Origin of the sequence: Acinetobacter sp. RG5, assembly GCF_031844265.1 — a bacterium.
Taxonomy (GTDB): Bacteria; Pseudomonadota; Gammaproteobacteria; order Pseudomonadales; family Moraxellaceae; genus Acinetobacter.
On record NZ_JAUZUV010000001.1, the window covers coordinates 280,009 to 299,132 of the forward strand.

At 43.4% G+C, this 19,124-nt stretch carries 19 protein-coding genes; 9 read left to right on the forward strand and 10 right to left on the reverse strand.

Translation table 11 applies throughout. The annotated features are described in order from the left end of the window. The first annotated feature begins 13 nt into the window (after nucleotides 1–13). The 7 genes from Q9R21_RS01395 to Q9R21_RS01425 all read left to right on the forward strand — a co-directional run bounded on the left by Q9R21_RS01395 (nucleotide 14) and on the right by Q9R21_RS01425 (nucleotide 5,768). Nucleotides 14–544 (forward strand): gamma carbonic anhydrase family protein, encoded by a 531-nt coding sequence (locus Q9R21_RS01395; RefSeq protein ID WP_044112895.1) that lies wholly within the window; start codon nucleotides 14–16, stop codon nucleotides 542–544. Between the two features lie 68 nt (nucleotides 545–612). Continuing rightward, complete coding sequence (locus Q9R21_RS01400) at nucleotides 613–1,185, forward strand: hypothetical protein (protein WP_311203562.1); 573 nt, start codon at nucleotides 613–615, stop codon at nucleotides 1,183–1,185. A 41-nt stretch (nucleotides 1,186–1,226) separates the two neighbouring features. Then, nucleotides 1,227–1,712, forward strand: a complete 486-nt coding sequence (locus Q9R21_RS01405) for an NUDIX hydrolase (RefSeq protein ID WP_004279727.1) — start codon at nucleotides 1,227–1,229, stop codon at nucleotides 1,710–1,712. 4 nt (nucleotides 1,713–1,716) lie between these two features. Further along, complete coding sequence (gene mnmA, locus Q9R21_RS01410) at nucleotides 1,717–2,856, forward strand: tRNA 2-thiouridine(34) synthase MnmA (RefSeq protein WP_004279725.1); 1,140 nt, start codon at nucleotides 1,717–1,719, stop codon at nucleotides 2,854–2,856. A 7-nt stretch (nucleotides 2,857–2,863) separates the two neighbouring features. After that, nucleotides 2,864–3,595 (forward strand): high frequency lysogenization protein HflD, encoded by a 732-nt coding sequence (gene hflD / locus Q9R21_RS01415; RefSeq protein ID WP_004279723.1) that lies wholly within the window; start codon nucleotides 2,864–2,866, stop codon nucleotides 3,593–3,595. A 54-nt stretch (nucleotides 3,596–3,649) separates the two neighbouring features. After that, nucleotides 3,650–5,038 carry an adenylosuccinate lyase gene (gene purB, locus Q9R21_RS01420; protein WP_044112892.1) on the forward strand — a complete coding sequence of 463 codons (1,389 nt, stop codon included), beginning with the start codon at nucleotides 3,650–3,652 and terminating at the stop codon, nucleotides 5,036–5,038. 88 nt (nucleotides 5,039–5,126) lie between these two features. Further along, a complete protein-coding gene (locus Q9R21_RS01425; protein WP_311203563.1) occupies nucleotides 5,127–5,768 on the forward strand; it encodes a DUF2238 domain-containing protein in 642 nt (213 codons plus the stop codon). A 72-nt stretch (nucleotides 5,769–5,840) separates the two neighbouring features. On the opposite strand, the gene Q9R21_RS01430 is transcribed toward Q9R21_RS01425, so the two are convergent. The 9 genes from Q9R21_RS01430 to Q9R21_RS01470 all read right to left on the reverse strand — a co-directional run bounded on the left by Q9R21_RS01430 (nucleotide 5,841) and on the right by Q9R21_RS01470 (nucleotide 15,970). Next, nucleotides 5,841–6,080 (reverse strand): hypothetical protein, encoded by a 240-nt coding sequence (locus Q9R21_RS01430; RefSeq protein ID WP_085064278.1) that lies wholly within the window; start codon nucleotides 6,078–6,080, stop codon nucleotides 5,841–5,843. Nucleotides 6,081–6,137: 57 nt separating this feature from the next. Beyond that, entirely contained in the window at nucleotides 6,138–6,569 is a 432-nt protein-coding gene (locus Q9R21_RS01435) for a hypothetical protein (protein WP_085064277.1), read from the reverse strand. Between the two features lie 109 nt (nucleotides 6,570–6,678). Next, nucleotides 6,679–7,641, reverse strand: a complete 963-nt coding sequence (gene sohB, locus Q9R21_RS01440) for a protease SohB (RefSeq protein ID WP_153566485.1) — start codon at nucleotides 7,639–7,641, stop codon at nucleotides 6,679–6,681. Nucleotides 7,642–7,791: 150 nt separating this feature from the next. Beyond that, a complete protein-coding gene (gene pstB, locus Q9R21_RS01445; RefSeq protein WP_311203564.1) occupies nucleotides 7,792–8,706 on the reverse strand; it encodes a phosphate ABC transporter ATP-binding protein PstB in 915 nt (304 codons plus the stop codon). A gap of 13 nt (nucleotides 8,707–8,719) precedes the next feature. After that, nucleotides 8,720–10,111: a phosphate ABC transporter permease PstA gene (pstA, locus tag Q9R21_RS01450; protein WP_004279713.1), complete on the reverse strand. Its 1,392-nt coding sequence runs from the start codon at nucleotides 10,109–10,111 to the stop codon at nucleotides 8,720–8,722. After that, nucleotides 10,111–11,490, reverse strand: a complete 1,380-nt coding sequence (gene pstC / locus Q9R21_RS01455) for a phosphate ABC transporter permease subunit PstC (protein ID WP_005107378.1) — start codon at nucleotides 11,488–11,490, stop codon at nucleotides 10,111–10,113. The genes pstA and pstC overlap by 1 nt, the downstream gene beginning before the upstream one ends. Before the next feature lie 104 nt (nucleotides 11,491–11,594). After that, entirely contained in the window at nucleotides 11,595–12,626 is a 1,032-nt protein-coding gene (locus Q9R21_RS01460; protein WP_004279710.1) for a substrate-binding domain-containing protein, read from the reverse strand. A 434-nt stretch (nucleotides 12,627–13,060) separates the two neighbouring features. After that, nucleotides 13,061–14,593 (reverse strand): aspartate aminotransferase family protein, encoded by a 1,533-nt coding sequence (locus Q9R21_RS01465; protein ID WP_004279709.1) that lies wholly within the window; start codon nucleotides 14,591–14,593, stop codon nucleotides 13,061–13,063. A gap of 3 nt (nucleotides 14,594–14,596) precedes the next feature. Then, nucleotides 14,597–15,970, reverse strand: a complete 1,374-nt coding sequence (locus Q9R21_RS01470) for a diaminobutyrate--2-oxoglutarate transaminase (protein ID WP_311203565.1) — start codon at nucleotides 15,968–15,970, stop codon at nucleotides 14,597–14,599. 475 nt (nucleotides 15,971–16,445) lie between these two features. On the opposite strand from Q9R21_RS01470, the gene Q9R21_RS01475 reads away from it, so the two are divergent. Next, nucleotides 16,446–17,150, forward strand: coding sequence for an SIMPL domain-containing protein (locus Q9R21_RS01475; RefSeq protein WP_004646521.1), 705 nt, complete (start codon nucleotides 16,446–16,448; stop codon nucleotides 17,148–17,150). 164 nt (nucleotides 17,151–17,314) lie between these two features. Then, complete coding sequence (locus tag Q9R21_RS01480; protein WP_311203566.1) at nucleotides 17,315–17,911, forward strand: phosphatase PAP2 family protein; 597 nt, start codon at nucleotides 17,315–17,317, stop codon at nucleotides 17,909–17,911. Nucleotides 17,912–17,986: 75 nt separating this feature from the next. Here the strand turns inward: Q9R21_RS01480 and proB are convergent, their stop codons facing one another. Beyond that, on the reverse strand, nucleotides 17,987–19,120 hold the full coding sequence (gene proB / locus Q9R21_RS01485) for a glutamate 5-kinase (protein ID WP_004279682.1): 1,134 nt from the start codon (nucleotides 19,118–19,120) through the stop codon (nucleotides 17,987–17,989). Nucleotides 19,121–19,124 lie beyond the last annotated feature (4 nt).

Genomic DNA, 19,124 nt, shown 5'->3' on the forward strand with positions numbered 1-19,124 from the left:
TGAGCAGATCACCATGAGCCAAAACATTCGTTCTTATTTAGACACGACTCCAGAAATTGATAAATCGTGTTATATCGATCCGATGGGAATCGTGGTCGGCGATGTGGTCTTGGCTGAAAATGTTTCTGTCTGGCCTTTTGCCGTGATTCGTGGTGATGTTAATTCAATCCGGATTGGTAAAAATTCGAATGTTCAGGATCATGCCATGTTGCATGTCAGTCATAAAAAAGCCGATAAACCGAATGGTTCGCCTTTGATCATTGGTGAAGATGTCACGATTGGCCATCATGTGACATTGCATGGTTGTACGATTGGTAATCGTGTACTAATTGGGATTAACAGCATTATTCTGGATGATGTCATCATTCCGAATGATGTGATGATTGGTGCAGGTACGCTAGTTCCACCGGGTAAAGTTTTGGAAAGTGGCTGGCTCTATGTTGGTAGCCCGGCAAAAAAAGCACGTCCGCTCACTGAAAAAGAAATGGCGTTCTTGCCGTATTCTGCACATAATTATGTAAAAGTTTCTGGGAATTATAAATAACTGTTTTAATTGCCAAATTTTTTGATCGTTAGATACAATAAATTAAATCTATCTCTATATGAATATTTATGTTTAAAGAAATTGAAAAATATGTGGGATTTTATCTACTCACCTACATAATAATTTTATTCATATGTGGATTTTTTCAGTACATAGCAGTGTGTCAAGGACAATCTTTATCTTGTAGCTTCAGTATGACTGGAATTAACACAATTATTACAACCACTGCTTATGTAATAACACCTATAATTGCCATCATTGGTTTTATTTCTTGGAAGGTACAATATAACATTCAACTCGAAAAAAATGATCTCAGAAATGCTTTAGAGGCTGCCGTCATACTCAAGGAAAATATAAATTATTTTGAAGTACATTTAAATAACTTATATGTACAAATACAAGAAGTACCCGTAAAAAACTTCGAAACACTTATTTCACATTATGATGAAAATAAAGTTGAAATTAGACAAAAAAGACGTGAACTTTCCCTGAATACAATCAAATATTACTCATGTCTAGAAATATGCCAACATCCAATTCCTGAAAGTCAAATTGACTTTCTATATAATCATAACAATGAATTTGAAGGAAAGTTTAAAACTATAGTTTTCGGAAAATTTCATCATAGCCACACACCCTAAAATTTTATACAATAGTGCATCCTTTTCCATGGTGCTGCTTTATGACTGCTTGGACTGCTCATGTCACTGTCGCAACTGTCGTTGAAAAAGACGGAAAATTCCTGTTTGTAGAAGAACATACAGAAGGTGTGACACACACGGTATTTAATCAGCCTGCGGGTCATATCGAATGTGGCGAAACTATTATTGAAGCTGCCATTCGCGAAACCATGGAAGAAACCGGACATACAGTGAGTATTGAATCACTGCTAGGTATTTATACCTATACCCCACCGATGTTCCCGGATCGTACTTATTTTCGTTTCTGCTTTTTAGCCAAATCCATTGACTACGACCCAAATGCCGCTTTAGATGCTGACATTATCGGTGCAGTCTGGATGACGCTAGATGAATTGCTTGAATCTGCTCGTGCGCGTAGCCCACTGGTGATTAAAGCCGTACAAGATGCGCTTTCAGGTCAAAAGTACCCTTTATCGCTCATTTACGAGCACCAAAATTCTCCCTTAATTTCAAATTTGGATGCCTAATCCTATGCAACAACGTGTCATCGTCGGTATGTCAGGTGGTGTAGATTCATCTGTTTCTGCTGCCCTTTTACTTCAACAAGGTTATCAGGTTGAAGGTCTTTTCATGAAAAACTGGGAAGAAGATGACGGCACAGAATATTGCACGGCGATGGAGGATCTTGCCGATGCACAAGCCGTTTGCGACAAAATCGGCATTAAACTGCATACCGCAAACTTTGCCATGGAATATTGGGATCGCGTATTCGAACATTTCCTGGCGGAATATGCAGCTGGCCGTACGCCAAACCCAGACATTTTATGTAATAAAGAAATTAAATTTCGTGCCTTTCTCGATCACGCAGTAAATCTGGGTGCAGATTTTATTGCGACGGGTCATTATTGCCGTCGTGGTGAAACCATGACCAACTCACGTGGTGAAGAATATGCACCTTTATTGCGTGGTGTGGACAATAACAAAGACCAGACTTATTTCCTGCATGCGGTTCATGGTCGTGAAATTAATAAGACCCTGTTCCCTGTTGGTGAAATTGAAAAGCCACAAGTCCGTAAAATTGCAGAAGAATTAGATCTGGTTACGGCCAAGAAAAAAGACTCGACTGGGATCTGTTTTATTGGTGAACGTCGTTTTAATGACTTTTTAAAGCAATATTTACCTGCTCAACCCGGAAAAATCGTGCTGGAAGATGGTAAAGAGGTTGGTGATCATCACGGCTTAATGTACTATACGCTCGGTCAACGCGGTGGTATTGGTATTGGCGGTATGAAAGGCGTTGCTGAAGGTGCCTGGTTCGTATTGCATAAAGATATCGAAGGCAATCGTCTGGTGGTCGGTCAAGGCCATGAACACCCACTCATGCAAAGTACTACACTTTGGAGTGAAGCGATTGACTGGGTCGCAGGTGAGCAGGATATTCCTGAAACAGGCTTCCGCTGTACGGCCAAAACCCGTTACCGTCAGACTGATCAAGCATGTACTGTGTATCAAGATTCAGAATCACCGAATGGTGTTCGTGTTGAGTTTGATGAACCTCAACGTGCAGTGACCCCGGGTCAAAGCGTGGTGTTCTATTCAGGTGAAGTTTGTTTAGGGGGTGGTGTGATTCATCATACCAATGCACCTAAACCTGATTTTATAAAAGGATGAATTCGGCATGACGGAGTTACCATTTCAACCAGCCACAACGTTGAATACTCGTCAAAATCGTGCTTTGGCATTAGCGGGTGTGTTTCAGGCCACCCAGCTGACCCATATGACAGCATTGACAGGTCAGCAAAGCATTGGTGAAAGTGGTAACTTTTATTTTGAACAGTTGATTAGAGCCAGTCTTAATATCCGTCCCGGCAGTAATCAAAATGCCCAGACCCTAGACTTTTTTAATCAACTGGCTGATATTTCCTTAGGTTTAAAAATATTAGAAAGCAGCATCATTCAACCCTTCAATACTTCTCCAAAATCCAGAATTCCAAAACTTTCCAGCACCAAACTTCCCATGAGCTATGCAATGGCACTTCTTCAGTTAGAAAAGAAGGTCTATAGCAATCCCAAATTTGTTGAAATTATTGAACAGTCCCAACAGAAAATTCTCAGACAGCTTTCTTTCTTTGATAATAATTACCTGCACCCCAGCATCATTGCCAATCTAGCTCAAACCTATGTCGATACTGCCGGACAGATTAATCCGCGCATTATGGTACGTGGCAATGCCGAAGCCTTTAAGGATGCCGGACACACCAACCGCATTCGTGCGTCTTTATTTACCGGTTTGCAAATGGCACACCTGTGGCGTCAGCTCGGTGGCAGCTCTTGGGGCATGGTATTTGGCAAACGCAAGTTGCTACAAGATATTCAGAATCTAGCGCGTTTACAGTTTCAGGTGGTTTAACTGATGCTGCACGTGTTTCGTTTTACGTTTAATTCCAAAATCTAAGGAATCGATATGAACGCTTTAACTGCACTTTCTCCATTAGATGGACGTTACGCGAGCAAATGTGATGCTCTACGTCCTTTTCTTTCTGAGTTTGGTTTAATCCATGCTCGTGTGACTGTTGAAGTGCGTTGGTTACAAGCGCTTGCAAACCACCCGGAAATTACTGAAGTACCGGCGTTTTCAGGCGAAACTAATGCAGCGCTTGATGCGATTGTGAGCGATTTTTCTGAAGATGGCGCCAATCGCATCAAAGAGATCGAACGCACCACTAACCACGACGTTAAAGCGGTTGAGTATTTCCTGAAAGAAAAAATCGCTGGTATCGAAGAACTTAAAAATGCCGGTGAATTCATTCACTTTGCATGTACGTCTGAAGATATTAACAACCTGTCACATGCCTTAATGCTGAAAAGCGGTCGTGATGTACTGGTTGCATCTATGCAGCAAATCATCGATTCAATCGTTGCGCTTTCTGAAAAGCATGCAGACCAGCCAATGTTGTCTCGTACTCATGGTCAAACTGCAAGCCCAACAACTTTGGGTAAAGAAATGGCGAACGTGGCTTACCGTCTTGCACGTCAAATCAAACAGTTCAAAAATGTTGAGCTACTGGGCAAAATCAATGGTGCAGTAGGTAACTACAATGCGCACTACTCTGCTTACCCAGACATCAACTGGCCTGCGCATTCACAAGCATTTGTAGAGTCTTTGGGTCTAGACTTCAACCCGTACACCACTCAAATCGAGCCACATGACTATATGGCTGAACTGTTTGATGCGCTACGTCGTTTCAACACTATTCTGATCGATTTTAACCGTGACATTTGGGGCTATATCTCTCTTGGTTTCTTCAAGCAAAAACTAAAAGAAGGCGAAGTTGGTTCTTCAACCATGCCACACAAAGTTAACCCAATTGACTTTGAAAACTCTGAAGGTAACTTGGGTATTGCCAATGCTGTACTTGCACACCTTGGCGAAAAACTGCCAATTTCTCGCTGGCAGCGTGACCTGACTGACTCTACTGTGCTTCGCAACATGGGTGTTGGTTTTGCGCAAAGCTTAATTGCTTTTGAAGCTTGCTCTAAAGGTATTGGCAAACTTGAGTTGAACGCTGCGCGTATTAATGAAGATTTGGATAATGCCCAAGAAGTATTGGCTGAGCCTATTCAAACTGTAATGCGTCGTTACAACGTTGAAAAACCATACGAAAAACTAAAAGCCCTGACTCGTGGTCAAGCCATGACTCGCGACATGATGGTAGATTTCGTAAACGGTAACGAGTTAGAAGCTGTTCCTGCTGCTGACCGTGCGCGTTTAGCGGAAATGACACCTGCATCATATACAGGTAATGCTGCTGATCAAGCTAAACAGGTAGCTGAGCTGATTGCAAAAATCTAATTTGCAATAAGACGAAAAGGCGAAGCTCAGGCTTCGCCTTTTTATTTATAATGTATTTTATTCTAAAAAGATATTTCATAATAACGACATGATTGATCATCGACTTTCCGCCAAACATTACACGAGCCTGGGCATTTTAATTCTGGCGATTTTGTTTGCCAGTATTCGTCCTTTAGAACTGGAAGCTTATCTCTTGCATCAGGCAGGGACAGTTTTCATGATCATCATGCTGCTCATCTGCCTGTATAAAATCGGCCTGAATTTTTTAAGTTTTAATTTATATATTCTTTTTCTGATTGTTCATGTGATTGCTGCACACTATCTATATTCTTATGTGCCTTATAACCAGTGGATTGAACAGATTTTTGGCTTTAATCTGAATGAAGCGATGCACTGGTCACGTAATATGTTCGACCGATTTGTCCATCTGGCCTACGGATTATTACTTTATCCAATTTTCCATCGCCTGTTTCAGGTCTGGTTGCCGCAGCAAAAACCCGTGGTCATTTTCCTGCTGGTGATTCAGTTTGTGGTGGCCAGCAGCATGCTCTATGAATGGCTGGAATGGCTGATTGCCATTGGTTTATCTCCTGAGGAAGCTGAAAACTATAATGGACAACAAGGTGATATGTGGGATGCGCACAAAGACATCTTGCTTGCTACGATTGGCGCGGCGATAATAGGCGGGCTGCAATTGATACCGAAAAATCAAAAAAGCTCATCGAAGTGAGCTTTTAAAATCACAATCTAATAGCTGAATTAAAGTTTTGGATCACGCATTTAATTACATTCATATCTTCAATTATGAATGTGGACAATATCGCATCCAATCATCCTTCATTTTTTGCAGTTCATTCCCCGTCAACATCTCACTGTAATAAATGAAATAGGTTGCATCAGGATATTGAATCTCATGACGGAATATCATGCCACGCAGTGACACAGATAACTCCTCAGGAAAATCATCCTCTAAATAAAGTTCTTCAAATTCATAATTAAAATAACAATTTTGCGTCGCAAGAAATGCTTCAGCTATAGCCATGTTTCTGCTCTAACAATAAAATATGCTTTATTTTATCTGATTAGTTTCAATGATGATTTACATTTCATTCGATTCAAGCCATTGAACAAACTTAGATTCTGACAAATGTGGATATTTGAACTTATCTAGATATTCAAAGCAGGCCTTTTGGCCTTGAGGAATTTTATCCAGATGCTTATCGAAGAATAAATGCCGACTATATTGAGCGCCATCAAAGCGAATACTCACACGTTCAAATTCATTACCACCTCGAACTTTATGCATCTGATAAAACTGCACAACACCACATTCCTGCGATGGAATAACAGGTGGATCATTGGGCTTTAGAAAGCTATACAGCAGAAAGATACAAACGCCGGGTAGAAAACTCAGCCAAAACAAAACCTTCTTAGAATTATCCTGAGTTAATTTTGCTTCAGAATAAAGCATACATAACATCGGAATAAATACGATACTAAAAAAACCAAGCAACAAAATAAACGTGAGCATATGAGCCTAGACTCAATCAGAGTACTCCACTTATATCATAACAATATGATTTCAAAAAATAAAAAAGCCCACCGAAGTGAGCTTTAAAATTCATTCAAGATCAATTGGATTAAAGTTTTGGATCACGTATTTGCACCAGATTTGCGTTTGCTTTACTTAAGCTTTCCATAACTTTATTCATGACAGTGGGTATCAGTGAATCAGCAATTTGCGCTGCTTGCAGGCCGAGTTTTTCACCCAAAGTTGGTTTCTTGCGGGTCTGGATGGAATAGATATCATGTTGGGTCAACAAGTTGAGCAGGTATTCATCTGAGGTTTGCAGTTTATCCACCAGATTTAGATCCAGCGCATCCCGACCATACCAATGCTCACCAGTGGCCACTTTTTCAATATTCAGCTGCGGGCGATACTTCTCAACGAAATGTTTGAATAAAGCATGGGTTTGCTGTAATTCTTCTTCAAACTTGGCTTTACCCTCTTCAGTATTTTCACCAAACATGGTCACGGTACGTTTATACTGACCTGCGGTATAGAGCTCAAAGTCGATTTTATTGTCTTTCAGTAGGCGGTTAAAGTTGGGGACTTGAGCAACTACACCAATTGAACCGACAATCGCGAATGGTGCAGAAATAATCTCATTGGCAATACATGCCATCATATAACCGCCACTGGCCGCCACTTTATCGACACAGATGGTCAAATGAAAACCTGCCTCACGTAACCGCACCAGTTGAGCTGCTGCAAGTCCATAACCATGGACCATGCCCCCCGGACTTTCCAGACGCACTACAACGCGGTCACGACCTGCTTTGGCTGTGGCCAGAATCAAGGTGATTTCTTCACGTAAGCCTTCTACCGCAGAAGCCGCCATATCACCTTTAAAATCGAGCACATAGATTTTTTGATTGGTTTTCTTACGTGCACGCGCTTCTTTTGACAGTTGTTGCGATAACTGTAAAAGTTCCAGTTTAGACCCAGTAGTTTGCGCTATTTTTTTTCGTTGTTCATTGATGCGCGCATTGAGATGACTAATACGGATTTCAGCGGACAGTTTCGGAGTATGAAATAACATAAAAAATCTATTCTCTATTTAATTCGGATTTATCCCTTTAGATTAGGTCAATTTCGGTTTTTTTCAACTTTATTTCGAGAATTATTACGATTATCACCATCTATTTCACCTATAAAAAAGAGCCTTACGGCTCTTTTTTTATATATCGGATTAACCAAAACGCCCGGTAATATAGGCTTCAGTCAACTGATGATCTGGCTGGGTAAAGACTTTCTCGGTCGAGTTGACTTCAATCAGATCACCCAAATGGAAATAAGCAGTACGATCCGATACACGTGCTGCCTGTTGCATGGAGTGAGTTACAATCGCAATCGTGTATTGGGTAGAAAGCTCAGAAATCAGCTCTTCTACTTTAGCGGTTGCAATGGGATCAAGTGCTGAACATGGTTCATCCATCAGGATCACTTCCGGGCTGACTGCAATGGTACGCGCGATACACAGACGTTGCTGCTGACCACCCGATAAACCTGTTCCCGGCTGGTTTAAACGATCTTTCACTTCTTCCCACAAACCAGCTTTACGCAAACTGCCTTCTACAATTTCTTCAAGATCGTACTTGTCACGCGCCAAACCATGCAGTTTTGGACCATAGGAGACATTATCGAAGATTGATTTCGGGAATGGGTTCGGCTTCTGGAAAACCATACCAACCTGTGCACGTAGCAAGACCACATCTAGGTTTGGATCATAAATATCCTGATTGTCCAGCATGACTTTACCGGTCACACGGCAGCTATCAATGGTATCGTTCATGCGGTTTAAGGTACGCAGAAAGGTCGATTTACCACAGCCTGATGGCCCAATAAAAGCAATCACTTCATTTTCATAAATGTTCAGGTCAATGCCTTTAATCGCTTCCGCTTCACCATAGTACACATGCACATCAGAAGTACTAAGTTTCACATTCGTCGACTTCGCATCTTTTTTGCTGCTGCTTTGCGTATCGAACTGGGAAACAAACGGAGTTGCCAGCTTTTGAGTCGCCTCATCCGAGGTGAATTGTGTCTGTTGTGGATTCACGATTTGATCCTTTTTTAAGGAATTTTGAATAACAGTTGTGTTCATGATTCTGCCCCTATTACCAACGGACTTCAAATTTCTTACGTAACCAGATGGCCAGACTGTTCAAGCTGATCATCATGGCCAGAAGTACAATAATTGCTGCTGCGGTACGCCCTTCAAAGAAGTTACGTAATTCATTGCCTTGCCATAAGAAAATCTGCACCGGTAAAGCCGTTGACTGATCAAATGGTGTGGCTGGAACGCTGGCAACAAAAGCACTCATCCCGATTAATAACAATGGTGCAGTTTCACCCAAAGCTTGTGCGACCCCAATGATTGCGCCCGTCAAAATACCCGGCAAAGCCAAAGGCAAGACGTGATGAAATACTGTCTGGATGCGGGAAGCACCGAGGCCCAAAGCTGCCTGACGAATCGAAGGTGGAACCGCTTTAAGTGATGCGCGTGTGGTGATGATCACAGTCGGTAAGGTCATCAGACTCAGTACCAGACCACCCACCAATGGGGCTGACAGTGGCAAATGCATCCAGCCAATGAAGATCGCTGCACCCAATAGACCGAAGACAATCGATGGTACGGCTGCCAGGTTGTTGATATTGACTTCGACCACATCGGTAATCCAGTTTTTCGGAGCAAATTCTTCCAGGTAGATCGCGGAGGCCACCCCGATTGGAATCGAGATAAAGATCACAATCATCATCATGAACAGCGAGCCCATAAAGGCGCCTGCCAAGCCAGAAGTTGCTGGTGAACTGCGCGAGTCAGGACTGGTGAAAATATTGGTATTGAAACTATTTTCAATCACACCAGAGGCTTTCATCTCGTCCGCCACCTGACGTACTTCAGGACTGAGCTGCTGCTGTTCATCGGGAAGATCACGGTCAATATTTCCCGCCAGCCAGACATCGACATTGGCATCCGCCAGAATTTTCACTTCCTTGCTTTGACCGACCAGACTCGGATCATTCATGACCATGTCTCGCAAGCGGTACGCCTCAGAACTGGTATATAAAGAACCCAGTTCATCACGCTGGCTTTCCAGCTTGCTGTCTTTGGCAATCATGCCGTTGATAATCAGGGCATCCCAATCTACCATTCCCACTTCGGTCTGCCATGCGATAAAGCGATCTTCAAACTGTGCTGGAGATTCTCCTGCAGCTGGCTTCGGTTTTGGACCAATATCCACAATGGCAGGATCGAAATGAATCGGCAAACTCATGCTGCTCTGCCAGAATGCAGGCAAACCTTTGGATAAAATACTCCCGAACAGCAATACCACAAAGAACAGACCTGCCAGTACCGCAGAGAAACCAAATAAACGAAAGGTTTTTTCTTTACGATGACGTCGTGCCAAAGAGCTTTGAATGGTCTTCTTACGCTTTTCACGCAGCTCGGCGGCGATGGATGGATCAATACGCTGATCCACAGGCGTTGTATTTGAAGTACTCATTAGTCGTATTGCTCACGATATTTACGCACGATGATCAGTGCAACAATGTTCAAACCCAAGGTAATGACGAATAGCGTCAGTCCTAGTGCAAAGGCCACCAGTGCTTGTGGACTAGCAAAATCAGTATCGCCAGTTAGCTGATTCACGATGGTAATCGTGACCGTGGATACTGCTTCAAGCGGATTGGCATGCAACTGCGGGCTGTTCCCGGCTGCAAGAACCACGATCATGGTTTCACCAATTGCACGTGACGCCGCCAACAGGAACGCACCGATAATACCCGGTAGAGCCGCGGGTAAAACCACCTGACGGATCGTTTCAGATTTGGTCGCGCCCAAGCCCAAAGAACCATCACGTAAGGCACGCGGCACCTGAGTGATGATGTCGTCTGACAGAGAAGATACAAATGGAATGATCATGATACCCATGACCAGACCGGCAGTTAGCGCACTGGTCGCATTAATTTCGAGTCCGACCAGAGCACCCATGCTTTTAAGGAATGGACCGATGATCATCAAGGCAAAAACACCATAGACAATCGTAGGAATACCCGCCAGCACTTCAATCGTGGGTTTTGCCCAAGAGCGGAACCGCGGTGAAGCGTATTCTGCCAGATAGATCGCAATCATCAGGCCAACCGGAACTGCAACTAAAAGTGCGATCCCGCTGACCATGAGCGTGCCCCAGAGCAGTGGCAATAAACCATAACTACCTTCGGCACTGCCAGAGGTGCTAAACCCCGGGTTCCATTGGGTACCAAAGAAGAAATCCAGTGGGCTGACGAAGCTGAAGAAACGCATTGCCTCGCCAAACATCGACATCACAATCCCGAGAGTGGTCAGAATCGCCACACCTGAACACAATGCCAGGCCGATATTAATCATTTTTTCGACTTGGTTACGTGCACGGAATTCCTGGCTAATATGTTTCTTGGCCCAGACCAGACCGGCCAGCGCAGCCGAAATCACGACTGCCAATTTGGCAAAGGTACCAATGGTCGAGAATTTAGCCAACTGTTCTGCTGCTGCAACTTCATAGGCTGCAGGTGTATCACTGACCCCGAAACCTGAGGCAAGTGCCTGAACGCGATCAATCACAACACTCAGACTTGCCGGATCCAGACTAGCAGAAACATTTTCTGGCAAATGGTTGAGTACCACCTGCTCCAGAAAAGTGGGTTCCACCATGTTCCAAACAATCAAAATTAAAAACGCAGGGATACCACACCATAGTGCAACCAGGGCACCATAATATCCGGGACGCGAGTGTAAGTTTGCAGAATTGCTTCCCTTACCTGCTAAGCTACGGCTTTTACTTAATCCGATTTGATAGGCTATGGCCATGATGGCCAATAACACACCTATAAGTAGCAGATTCATGTATTCTCCACTGTTTTTTCAATTTTCATGGTTTGAAAAAACTTGTTTATCGCAAAAAGCCGATGGTAGGTTGACCCTACCACCAGCGTTTTCAAAATCATTTATTACTTCACAACAACCGCTTTACCAGCCTTGAAATTTGCCAGGACTGCCGCACGTTCTTTATCAGACATTGAAATCAGACCTGCTTTTTCCAGCTTAGAGCCTTTGCCAGATACTTTCTTGTTCAGGAAGTATTCTGTGAACTGCGGTAAGCCTTTGATCGATTTCAAGTGCTCGCCTTTCACATAGAAGAACAATGGACGTGATACCGGATAAGCACCATTCAAGATGGTCTTTTCAGAAGGCGCTACATTGTTCACTGTGGCAACACGTAGACGGTCACGGTTCTGATCATAGAAACCTAAACCAAACACACCTACCGCACTTGGAGAAGTTTTTAAACGTGCCAATGTTTCGGTATAGTCACCGGCAATCTCAACCACACGGCCATCTTTACGGAATGTTGTACAAGCTTTTTTCTTGGCATCTTTGTCTAAAGACTTAATTGCAGCGTATGTTTCACAACCTGCATCCACCATTTTCTCCTGGAAGACTTCGCGCGTACCATGATTCGATGCAGGAATTACCAGGGTGATTGGTTCATTTGGAAGTGCTTTGTCAATTTGGTTCCAACGCGTGTACGGGTTAGCGACCATTTTGCCATTTGATGGAAGTTGTGCAGCAAGTGCAGCGAAGACATGTTGTGGACGCAGTTTATAAGCTGCTTTGTTAGCATTCGATGCAAATACAATACCGTCATAACCAATTTTGATTTCTAGTACCTGGTTAACGCCATTCTTTTTACATTCTGCCAGTTCAGTACTTTTGATTTGACGCGAAGAGTTTGCGATATCAATGGTGTTATCACCCACGCCATTACAGAACTGCTTTAAACCACCTGAAGAACCGCCAGAACCGACAACTGGTGTTTTAAACTGAGGAAAAGTATTCCCGAATTCTTCCGCCACGATACTGGCATAAGGAAGTACAGTTGAAGAACCTGCAATTTGAATGGTGTCACGAGCTGCGTGTGCAGTCGTTACAGCAGTTGCCCCGGTTACTGCTAATGCTAAAGCTATATTTGTAAAGCGCATTCTAGTATCTCTCTCATTTATGCAAATTTGGAGTACACCACTTTTTATTCAGTTTTGTACTTCTTTCGATACCTGCATTTTGATTTTAGAATATGACAGATAAGTTACAGCTTTATTACGATTTAGTGATTTTTAATCTAGCGGTTTTTTCTTGATTAAATTTTTATGGATTTCAATGATTAAGTTCTTTTTGTCATTCACTTCAATAAAAATTTTAGACCAATGACATGTAACAATTTTTATAAACCTGAACTCAGGATAAATCCTGCTCCCCAGTTTTACATAAGCCTATGACAAATAAATAACAGGCCAAACGGGATTCAGACCTTCCGTGTTTTTGTGAGGAATTTCGATCTGGGAAAGGACCTTTTTTTATTTTTAAGCGCACAAAAAAGGAGATCATTTCGATCTCCTTTTTTTCACACCACCATCACTTATGCAATGGGTGGCGTATAAGTACCGTCAGCGATTGAATCTTTGATACGATCCGCTTCTGCAAGCACTAATGCCAGCAAGTTCTTCACGTTATCAAGCGTTGCAACCGGGCTTAAAGTAGTCATTTTCAGAGACTGAACCTGACCGACTTTCGTCACACCAATGTTCGCTTCACCACGCGCAAACAGTTCGTCTGCTACGTTTTGATTGAGCGTATCGAGTAATTCAACCGGATATCCCGCTGGAACCACACGGAACAAGACAGACGCGAATTGAGGCTCAAGCAGAAGCTCCAGACCATCAGTCGCTTTAATGTAGTCTGCCACATCACGGGTTAATTTCACGCCATGATCGATCATCGAACCATAAAGCTCTTCGCCCAGTGCTTCAACTGTCATCCACAATTTCAATGCATCAAAACGACGCGTGGTTTGTAGCGACTTAGACACCAGATTCGGAACGCCGTGTTCTTCATCATAAGCGGAGTTCAGATACTCTGCTTCATAATGCATGAAACGGTAATTCGCTTCATCTTTCAGCAGGAACGCGCCACAAGAAATGGTTTGGAAATAATGCTTATGGAAATCAAGCGTGATCGAATCCGACAGCTCAATCCCGTCCAGCATAGAACGATAGTCATTGGATAGAATCAGTGCACCACCCCATGCCGCATCGATGTGCATCCACGCGCCATATTTATTGGTGATTTCACGAATTGCTTTCAATGGATCAATCGCACCAGCATCCGTTGTACCCGCTGTTGCCACCACACATGCCACGATCTTGCCTTCAGACTGAAGATGCGCCATGGTTTTTTCCAGCGCGTCTACGTCCATCTGTGCATTTTCATTCACAGGTACAGTCACGACAGACTGGAAGCCCATGCCCATCATCGCCATGTTCTTTTGCACAGAGAAATGTGCATTTTCAGAACAGATGACTTTGACATTACGCATCGCATCCGCAGGAATACCATCGCGCTGAACCGACCACGGATTACCGTTTTCGTCTTTCCAGTTTTTCGCGATGCAAGCATCACGCGCCAGCAATACGCCCATCAAGTTAGACTGTGTACCACCAGAAGTGAATACACCGGCCTGACCTGCACCATAGCCCACTTTTTGACGTAACCAGTCAATCAGCTGAACTTCCATCAACGAACCGGCCGGGCTTTGATCCCATGAGTCCATTGACTGGTTGGTTGCGTTAATCAGCACTTCCGCGATCTGGCTAGTTACCATCGTTGGACAGTGAAGATGCGCAAGTGAGTGCGGATGATGAACTTTTAAGCTCTTGTTGAGAAATAGCTCAACCATACGCTCAAGAGATTTTTCTACACCCAAGCCTTCTTTTGAAGGGTTAAATGCAATCGCACTGCGCAGCTCGTTAATGCTGCCACCAGTGTACATTTTGTCGTTTTGCAACCATGCCGCAACCGCTTTGGTCGCTTGGTCCATGCCAGCCTGATAGTCAGCAATGGATGCAGCATCATTGCAGAGTAACGCTTTACGATGTTCTGCGAAATCTACCATGAATTATGCGCCTCGAACTGCAACTAGTGCTTCAGCAACCGATTTTTTGAAACGAGTAATCACTTCAACACATTCGTCTTGAGTAATGATCAACGGGCAAAGTAAACGAATCACTGTACCGTTACGACCACCTTTCTCAAGCAATAATTTATTGTTGAAACAAGCGGTTTGGATCGCTGCAGCCAACTGACCATCAGCAGGTAAAGAACCCATATGATCCGCATCTTTGCGCTCATCTACGATTTCAACGCCGATCATCAGACCACGGCCACGCACGTTACCGATACACGGGAATTCAGTAGCCAGTTTTTTAAGTTCAGCTTGCAGGAAATCACCACGCTCTTGTGCATTTTGAGCCAGGTTCTGTTCTTTAATGGTATTGATCGTTGCAAGACCTGTACCCATCGCCAATTGGTTACCACGGAAAGTACCGGTATGACCTGCTGGCTGCCAAGCATCAAACTTACGTTTAATACCAAGTACGGCAAGCGGTAAGCTACCACCTACGGCTTTAGACATCACTACAACATCAGGTTCGATACCTGCGTGTTCGAATGCAAACATTTTGCCTGAACGTGCAAAACCAGCCTGAACTTCATCAAGAATCAACACGATATTGTGTTTTTCAGTCACTTCGCGGATTTTTTGCAACCATTTTACTGGCGCAGTCACCACACCGCCTTCACCTTGAATCGCTTCAAGAATCACAGCTGCAGGTTTGGTCACGCCGCTTTCTACATCTTCAATGAAGTTTTCAAAGTAGTAAGTCAGGGCATCAACACCGGCTTCACCACCAAGACCCAATGGACAACGGTATTCATGCGGATACGGCATGAACTGTACACCCGGCATCAAACCGTTCACTGCATTTTTCGCAGACAGGTTACCTGTCATTGCCAATGCACCGTGAGTCATACCATGGTAGCCGCCAGAAAAGCTGATCACTGAGCTACGACCGGTAAAGGTTTTCGCCAGTTTAATCGCGGCTTCAGTTGCATCTGCACCGGATGGACCACAGAACTGCAAGCAGTACTCTTCTTGGCCACCTGGAAGATAAGAAAGAAGTGCTTCAGTAAAAGCATCTTTTAAAGGAGTAGTAAGATCCAGGGTATGCAATGGTAAACCGCTTGCAATTGTATCCTGGATACTTTGAATGACTGCAGGATGATTATGGCCTAAAGCCAACGTCCCTGCCCCAGCTAAACAATCAAGGTACTCAGTACCTTCAACATCGGTAACCCAGCAACCTTGTGCTTTCGCTATCGCTAACGGTAATTTACGTGGATAACTACGCACATTCGATTCCATCTGACTTTGGCGAGTCAAGTAGTATTCGTTTGTGGAATTGGTGGCAGGGTTTACAGAAGTAACGCTCATATCGAATTACCATCTCTGATATGGGTGAAAGAAATAAGTCTGGTGACGTTTGGTCCTTTGACTCGGCGCTTTATAAAGGTTCTAGCTAGCAGTTTTGTATTCGAATAACTAGGAGGCGGATGATACCGAATTTTTCAGGAAAATAAACAACTTTCAGTCACATTTTGTCCTAATCTTTATCGAAAAAAAACATCATGCTAATCCATCCCCTAAATCATCATCTTACAGTGTGACAGCAGAAAGAAAAGCGTGTTCTTTTATGGTTTTTTGTAGCGCAGGCGGCATTCAGGTAACCAATCTTAAAATTATTCATTAAGTATTTAATTATTAAAAATAAATATAAATTAAATAATGAGATAAAATTAAAGAGAATTTAACACTCTTACGACAAATATTTCGTAAAAAGATCACAATTGAGATTTAATATTTTAACAACGGCTTAGATGGCCAATTTTAAGAAAAACAGGACAATTTCATGCGTCTCTTAGCACTTACCAGTTTGATCCTTGCCAGCACCCTCGCCACAGGCGCATTTGCAGCTCCTGCTGAATCTCTGAATTATAATGTTGTTAATCTTTCAGCAGAGGCCAGCCGTGAAATCTCAAATGATGAAATGCATGCTGTGCTTTATATTGAAAAATCCAACAAACAGCCGGCTGAACTGGCCACTCAAATTAACCAGCTGATGAATCAAGCAATTGCTACAGCACGCAAATATCCAACTGTGAAAATCGAGACTGGGGCACAAAGCACTTATCCTATTTATGACAATGACAACCGCAAATTGAAAGAATGGCGTGGTCGTGCCCAGATTCGTCTGGAATCAAAAGATTTTAAAGCGACATCTCAATTGATTGCTGAATTACAACAGCACTTCCAGACCCAGTCAATTAATTTCAAGGTATCTGACGAAAAGCGTAAAAAAGTTGAAAGCGAGCTGATGATTGAAGCCACCAAAAACTTCCAGCAACGCGCACAGGCACTCACCCAGACCTGGAACAAACCGAGTTATCAACTGGTGAACTTAAACCTGAATACTAATAACTATTCACCACAGCCAGTACCGCGTATGGCCATGATGAAATCTGCATCGGCTGATATGGCGGTTCCTGAGCAGGAAGTTGCGGCGGGCGAATCGCAAATGACGGTCAGCGCGAATGGGGCGATTCAGTTTAAATAAGACTTCATTATATTATTCGCACTTTTAAGAACCACCCTTTTGGGTGGTTTTTTATCATGTGAATATTCTTTAAAAACCGAGGCTACAAATTCATACAAACTCAGGTAGGAATTAAGGTTTGACCGGTTTAGAGTAACGGACATTTGTTCCAGTCCTCTCTGCTCATGTCCCTTGACCAATTGAATCTTTACCTGTTTCATATCTTAAATGTACCCGACCAAGCCTCAATCTGGATGATCGACTATGCCTCCCTGATTGCGCATGACCTGGTTTATCTCTTTCTGCTGATTTTTTCTATTGCCTGGTTCCGTGGTAGTTACCAAGTAAAAATGGGGATTATCAAAGCATTTATTTTTACAGCTATTACCTTGTCGATCAGCGAGATATTGTCTGCGATCCTTAATACCCCACGCCCGTTTGTGATGGATGTTGGTCGCACCCTGATTGAACATGCACCGACTGGTTCTTTTCCCAGCAACCATATGAGTATTTTTAGTGGAATTGCCTTCGCTTATTATTTTTCACCGCAGCGAGACTTGGGACGAATTCTAATCTGGACAGCTTGGCTGGTAGCGTGGTCGCGTGTTTATGTCGGTGTGCATTTTCCGATTGATATGCTGGGTGCATTCCTGATGGCAATAACAGTAAATTTAGCTGGATTACCATTGTGGTGGAAATATGAGAATCAAATCATGAACTTTATTTTGGGTATTCATTATTGGTTATTTTCGCCTTTAATTCGAATGGGCTGGATTAAATAAATATAATTAAAATGTCATAAAAAATCCCGCTCGAAAGCGGGACTTTTTGAATCTCTAAACTTGAATCTGAATAACTCAATAAATCGCCATATGATTGCGATGAATCATTTCTAGTGAACGTGCTTCACCTAACACCTGATGTACTTTATCCGATGCCAGACCACGAACGATATCTGCTGAACGCGAACTGAAATTGACACGCCCTACAGCAATCCGGTGACCTTGTGTATCAACACATTCCACCACATCACCACGTTCGAAGTGACCTTCAACAGCTTTGACGCCTACAGGCAACAAGCTACGATGATTGTCTTTAATGGCTTTTACTGCACCATCATCAATCACCAAACGACCTGCGGTTTGCAAGTGAGCCGCCAACCATTGCTGATGCGCTGTCATCCGGTCTTTGTCAGTGACAAATAAGGTGCCTAACAATTCGCCAGACATTAGACGTGATAGAACACCATCACTATCACCACTTGCAATTAAGGTCGGACAGCCCGACTTTGCAGCCAGACGTGCAGCACGAACTTTGGTCAGCATGCCACCACGACCAAATTTACCGCCTCCACCGGCCATATCAAACAGACTTTCATCCATCGCACGTACGGTATGGAACAGTTTGGCATCTGGATTAGACCGTGGGTCTGAGTCAAACATCCCTTCCTGATCCGTTAAGATAATCAGAAGGTCTGCATGAACCTGACCTGCCACCATGGCCGCAAGCGTGTCGTTGTCACCAAAGCGAATTTCGTCAGTCGAAACCGTGTCATTTTCATTGATCACCGGAATCACGCGCCAATCAATCAGGTTCTGCAAGGCATCACATGAGTTGAGGTAGCGACGACGATCTGCCAGATCATCATGGGTTAACAATACTTGCGCAGTTCGAATCTGATGCTTCTCAAGTACGCTTGACCAGGTATGAATCAGGCCCATCTGACCGATGGCAGCACAAGCCTGAAGACTGGGTAGATCAGTGGGTCGATTCTCAAGTTTCATTCGCACCATACCTTCAGCCACAGCACCGGAAGACACCAGAATAATCTCGTGTCCTGCATTGTGTAGATCTGCGATTTGTCCCGCCCAATGCGAGATAGCATCTAAATCTAAACCTTGTCCATTTGCTGTGAGTAAAGATGATCCGATTTTAACAACGATTCGTTTACAACCCTTGAGCTGACGCTGCCCATCTACCACTTCTATCATCTTG